General features: G+C 71.1%; 4 protein-coding genes. All 4 read left to right on the forward strand.

All coding sequences use genetic code 11. The annotated features are described in order from the left end of the window. Nucleotides 1-1,944 (forward strand): asparagine synthase (glutamine-hydrolyzing) (gene asnB / locus VGW35_22665; protein HEV8310474.1); only part of this gene is annotated, 1,944 nt, incomplete at its 5' end. Then, nucleotides 1,941-3,095 carry a glycosyltransferase gene (locus tag VGW35_22670; GenBank protein ID HEV8310475.1) on the forward strand — a complete coding sequence of 385 codons (1,155 nt, stop codon included), beginning with the start codon at nucleotides 1,941-1,943 and terminating at the stop codon, nucleotides 3,093-3,095. The genes asnB and VGW35_22670, both read left to right, overlap by 4 nt. Before the next feature lie 22 nt (nucleotides 3,096-3,117). After that, the gene (locus VGW35_22675; GenBank protein ID HEV8310476.1) at nucleotides 3,118-4,827 is read left to right on the forward strand and encodes a glycosyltransferase family 39 protein; all 1,710 of its coding nucleotides are present in this window, start codon (nucleotides 3,118-3,120) and stop codon (nucleotides 4,825-4,827) included. Nucleotides 4,828-4,835: 8 nt separating this feature from the next. Then, the coding region (locus VGW35_22680) for a glycosyltransferase family 39 protein (protein HEV8310477.1) at nucleotides 4,836-5,994 on the forward strand (1,159 nt) is incomplete at its 3' end.

Here is a 5,994-nt window from a genome sequence, read left to right on the forward strand (position 1 = left end):
CACTCGGAGGCCGTGCTTCGCCGGATGACGGATGCCCTGACCCACCGCGGCCCGGACGGCGAGGGCTATTTCTGGACGTCCGTCCCCGACGGGGCGGGGCGCCCGACCGGCATCGGGCTCGGGAGCCGGCGCCTGGCCATCATCGATCGCGCGCTCGGCCACCAGCCGATCCACAACGCGGCCTCGACCCGCTGGATCGTTTTCAACGGGGAGATCTACAACTACCAGGACCAGCGGGCCCGCCTGGCGGCCGACGGCTACCCCTTCTACACCCGGTCGGACACGGAGGTCGTGCTCGCTCTCTACGAGCGGTACGGCGAGGACTGCGTCCGGCACCTCCGCGGGATGTTCGCCTTCGCCGTGTGGGACGGCCCCGCCGGGCGGCTCTTCCTCGCCCGGGATCGGCTCGGGATCAAGCCGCTCTACTACACCGAGACCGGGGGGACGTTCCTGTTCGCCTCCGAGCTGAAAGGGCTCCTGGCCAGCGGCCTCGTCGACCGGGCCGTCGAGCCCCGAGCCCTCGTCGAGTTCCTCGGCTTCTACCACGTCCCCCCGCCGCTCACGATGCTGCGAGGGGTCCGGGCGCTCCCGCCGGGGACCCATCTCACCTGCGCGCCGGACGGCGGGCCCCGTCTCACCCGGTACTGGGAGGTCCCGGTCCCGCCCCCCTGGCCCCGCGCGACCGACGAGGCGGCGCTGGCCCGGAGCCTGCGGGCCCGGGTCGAGGAGTCGGTCAGGATTCATCTCATGAGCGAGGTGCCGCTGGGGGCGTTCCTGAGCGGCGGGATCGACTCGTCACTCCTGGTGGGCGTCATGAGCCGGCTGCTCGACCGCCCGGTCGAGACCTTCTCGGTGGGGTTCGTCGAGGCCGACCGCCGCTACGACGAGACGGAGTACGCCGAGCTGGCGGCCCGGCACTTCCGGACCGCGCACACGCGGCTGACGCTCTCCGACACGGACGTCCTGGCCGCGCTCCCGCGCGTCATCTGGGGGATGGATCAGCCGTCCGGCGACGGCGTCCAGAGCTACTTCGTGTCCCAGGCGGCCCGGAGTCGCGTGACGGTGAGCCTGTCCGGGCTGGGGGGCGACGAGCTCTTCGCCGGCTACTCCCAGTTTCTGACCCTGCCCCGGGCCGAGCAGTGGGACCCCGTCCTGCGCCGCATCCCCGCCCCGGTCCGGCGCACGGCCCTGGCCGCGCTGCGGCGGCTGCCCCCGGCCGTCCGGGAGCGCACGCGGGCCCGACACCTCGCCGACCTTCTCTACGGCGCCGGGGACTTCGCCCGGCGGTACGAGACGACCCGGACGCTGCTCCGGTCCTGGGAGCGGATCCGGCTGCTGTCGCCAGCCCTGCGGGCGGGGCTGGACGACGCCGAGGCGAGCGACTCCCGGGTGCGGGAGGCCCTCGGCGCCCGCCGGGACCTCGACGTGATCGACCGCCTCACCTATCTGGAATTGACGGGCTACATGCCCGACATGCTGCTCCGCGACATGGACGCGATGAGCATGGCGCACTCCCTCGAGGTCCGGGTGCCGCTGATCGACCATCAGCTCGTCGAGTTCGTGACGACCGGAGTGCCGCCGTGGCTCCGCGTCCGCGACGGGATCCAGAAGTACATCCTCCTCCGGGCCTTCCACGATCTGCTCCCCGAGCCCATCCGGACTCGCCGGAAGATGGGGTTCGAGCTGCCGATGCCGCGCTGGCTGCGCGGCACCCTCAGGCCCACCGTCGACCGGGCGCTCGCCCGCGAGACGGTCGCCAAGCGAGGGCTCCTCGATCCGGAGAGCGTCCGGGAGCTCCAGCGGGCGTTCTACGGCCCGCGCGGGGGCTCCGTCTCGTACCTGCGCGTGTGGAGCCTCGTCGTGCTCGAGCTGTGGTGCCGGCTCTTCCTGGACCGGGCCGGCCCCGGCGTCGAGTCGGTCACGACGGCCGACCTGGTGGCGTGACGACGAGCGCCGCGCCGGACGCGCTCCGGGTCCTCGTCGTCGGCCACACCTACACGGTCCGCCTCAATCGCGACAAGTTCTACGAGCTCGCCAAGCGGCCGGATCTCGATCTCGTGGTGGTCACGCCCGAGATGTGGCCGGACTACATCCAGCCCGTCTATTCGCGAAGCGAGCCCGGCGAGCCGCTCGACGTGCGGCCCTTGCCGACCTGGAAGGCCGGCAACGAGGTGCTCTACGTCTACCGGCCCGCCCTGCTCGGCCTGATCCGCCGGTTCCGGCCCCACGTCCTCCACGTCGAGCAGGGGGCGTCGGCCCTGGTCTACTTCCAGTGTCTGGTGGCCGCCCGGCTGGTCGGCCGGCGGCCGCGCGCCCTGTTCTTCACGTGGGTCAATCTGCCGTACGCGCGCCCGTGGCCGTTCTCCTGGATCGAGCGTTACAACCTGGCCCACACCGACTGGGCGATCTGCGGCAATCGGGACGCGGAGGACGTGCTCCGGGGCCGCGGCTATCGCGGGCCGGTGACCGTCCTCCCGCAGCTCGGGGTGGATCCCGAGGTGTTCCGCCCGCTCGAGGTGCCGGAGCTCCGGAGCCGGCTGGGACTCAAGCACTTCGTGATCGGCTTCGTCGGGCGCCTCGTCCCCGAAAAGGGGCTGCGCACCCTCGTCCAGGCGGCGGGGCGCCTGGCGGGCGAGTACCAGCTCCTCCTGGTGGGGCGCGGGAGCCTGCGCGCGGAGATCGAGCGCGCGGCCGGCGCACTCGGGCTCGCCGACCGCCTCGTCCTGGTGGACCCGGTGCCGCACGATCAGGTGCCCGGCTATCTCAACTGCATGGATGCCCTGGTGCTCCCCTCCCTGACCACCCCCGCCTGGAAGGAGCAGTTCGGCCACGTCCTCATCGAGGCGATGGCCTGCGGGGTCCCCGTGGTCGGGTCGAGCTCGGCGGAGATTCCCCGGGTCATCGGCGACGCCGGCCTGATCTTCCGCGAGGGGGAGGCCGGCCAGCTCGCTGCCCACCTCCAGGGGCTCATGGACGAGCCGACCCGGCGGGCCAGGCTCGGCCAGGCCGGTCGCCAACGCGTCCTCGCCCATTTTTCGCACCGGCGGATCGCGGACGAGACCTACGAGATCTACCGGCGTCTGCGGCCGGTCTAGAGAGCGGGGGAGCGTCACGCTCGTGGATCCGCGGATCTCCTGGGATCTCGGTGAAAGGCGAAAGGGGGCCCTGCTGTCAGCGGCGAGGTCGGCCGCGTGCCTCGTCCTGCTGGCCGCGATCCTGGCGCTGGCCACGTGGCTACGGCTCGAGCGTCTCGCCGAGTATCGGTACCGGGACCTGGACGGTGACGCGGTGGCCTACCTCCAGTTCGCGCGGGGGCTGCAGCTCACCGGTCCATTCGTCACCGGCTACATCGAGTCGGGCCTGATCTGGCTCGTCAAGGGCGCGGTTGCGGTGTGGGGGGACCAGCCGATCAGTATCCGCCGGCTGACGGTCAGCGCGTCGGTGGCCACGGTCGCCGCGACGTACATGCTCGGGGCGAGACTCTTCGGACCCGCCACCGGTCTCCTGGCGGCCGGCCTCTTGGCCGTGAACCGGGAGCTGATCTTCCAGAGCGTCCGGGGGCTCCGGGAGGAAGCCTTCTCGGTCGTCCTGCTCCTGTTCGTCCTGACGCTGTCCGCTGGCCGGTGGCCTGGAAAGCCGGCCGGCTGGATCCTGGCGGGCCTGCTGGGCGGCGCCCTCGGGCTGATCCGCCTCACCGGACTTGCGTGCGCCGGAACGTTGCTCGCCGCCCGGGCGCTGCTGAGCTTGGCCTCGCGCGATCGACCCTGGCCAGGGACGCTGTGGAGCGCGTCGTTGGCCGCGCTCCTGGCGGGGACGTGCGTCTTGCCCTACCTGGCCTCCAGCCTGCGTGAGTTCGGGGACCCCTTCTACAGCCTCACGCTCCACGCCACGTTCTATCGCAACTTCGAGTACGCCGGTCGACCGGGCTTCCCGTCCCGGGAGGAGCTGGCGGTCGACTCCCACGCGGGACCGCCGGTCACGCCCTTCCAGTATGTGTTCCGGCTCCACGGCCCCGTCGAGGTCATGAAGCGGTACATCGCGGGAGCCCGCCAGCTCTACGGGCTCTGGGCCGGGTCGTTCGGGACCCCCATCGCCGTCGCCGGCCTGGCGGGGCTCCTCGGGCTGGCCGGGACCCGCTGGTGTCTCCTGCCGCTCGCCCTCGGCGCCGCCGTCTTCCCGTTTCTGTTCGTCTTCGGGGTCGCCCCGGACACGAGCCGCTTCGCGGTCCCCACCTTTCCCTTGCTCGCCCTGGCGTCGTCATGGGCCCTGATCGGGTCGGCCTCCTGGGCGCACGCGCGGCTCGGCGATCGCCTGACCCGGGTGGGGCTGTCGCCGCCCCGAGGGTCGCGGATTGCCGGGTGCGCGGTCGGCCTCGTCTTGGTCGTGGTGGTGGCCGCCTACGGCGACCAGGAGCTCCGGTCTCTCCAGTATTTCTACGACGAGGACTTCAACGATCTGGCCTGGCGCGCCTCTCACGAGGCGTGGAGGCTCGAGGGTTGGTCCCTGGCGACCGATGGCCTGAGCCTGGTCCCGGGGCAGCGGGGCGAGCTGGTGTACCGGTTCGACCGTCGGCGGTTCCAGCGGGCATCCCTCCGCGTGTGGTTCTACACGCCGCCCGGCGTGGCGACCTGGCTCGAGGTCTCGGACGACGGCCGATCGTTCACGACGGTCGGTCACAACCGCGACTATCACGGCGAGGTCGTGGACCTGCCGGACATCGTCACGAGGCGGAAGCGGTTCTACCTGCGCCTCCGGGCCAGTTACGAGGCATCGGAAGGGGCCGAGAAGCTCGTCGTGGACAAGTTCACCCTTCGCCTCCACGACTGACGCCCTCGATGCCGAGACGCGACGGACGCGCTTCGATCTCGAGTCGCCGGCTAGGTGCCGCCGTCGGTGTGCTCCTCATCCTGGGCCTGGCGGCCTGGCTCCGGTACGAGCGGATGCTGGTGGCCGAGTACCACGAGCAGGACCCGGACGTGACGAGCTACACGGAAGAGGCGAAGCGGGCCGATCGCTTCTACCACATCAGCGTGTTCGAGCCGCTCTTCATCGTGGTGACCAAGGGGACGCTCCTGACGATCGGCGAGCGGTCACACTACAAGAACATGCGGGTCCAGTCGATCGGGTTCGGCCTTCTCGCCATCGTCCTGACGTACCTGATCGGGGTGCGCCTGTCGGGCCGCCTGGTGGGTCTCGGCGCCGCCTTCTTGATGGCCACCAACGAGCTCCTGGTGTTCAACGACCAGCGGGGCCTGAAGGAGCAGCTCTACATCTCCCTGATGCTGCTCCTGACCTACGTGCTCTTCCTCCGCCGCGAGCTCCCGATGTGGTCGCGCTACGCCCTGGCCGGCGTGGTGGCCGGGGCGATGGTCCTGGTGCGGATCACCGGCCTTCAGATCTACGTCATGATGCTCGTCATGGCGCTCCTGGTGGATCGGGGTCGGTGGAGCGACCGGCTGCGATGGGCCGCGGTGAGCGTGGGGCTGGTGGGACTCATCATCGGCCCCTATCTCTACGGATGTGCCCGGGTGTTCGGCGATCCACTGATCAGCATCAACTGGCACGCGAGCTACTGGCGCAATGCCGAGTTCGGTGGCCTCCCCGGATTTCCGTCGAAGGCGCAGCTCGCGGTCGACATGCACGCGGGCCCCCCGATCAGCGCCTTCGACTATGCGTTCCGGCTGCATTCGCCCCGCGAGGTCGCCGCGCGCTATCTCCTCGGGTACCGGATGGCCGTCGGGGACTTCCTGATCGAGCATGGGGGAGGCTGGCCGTATCTCGTGTTCGGCGCGGTCGGGCTGGCGTGGCTGGCCGCGCGGGGCGACTGGCCATTTGCCGTGCTCCCGCTCGTCGCGGTCTTCCCGGTCGTCTTCACGGTGCCGGTCGGGAGCAGCGAGACCCGCTTCGTGATCCCGATTCTGCCCTTCTTCGTCCTGGCCGTGGCCCGGGGCCTGGTGGGCCTGGCCGGCGTCGCCCGCGCGCTCGCGATGTCGG

This window comes from Candidatus Methylomirabilota bacterium, assembly GCA_036005065.1.
Classification (GTDB): domain Bacteria; phylum Methylomirabilota; class Methylomirabilia; order Rokubacteriales; family DASRDR01; genus DASYQW01.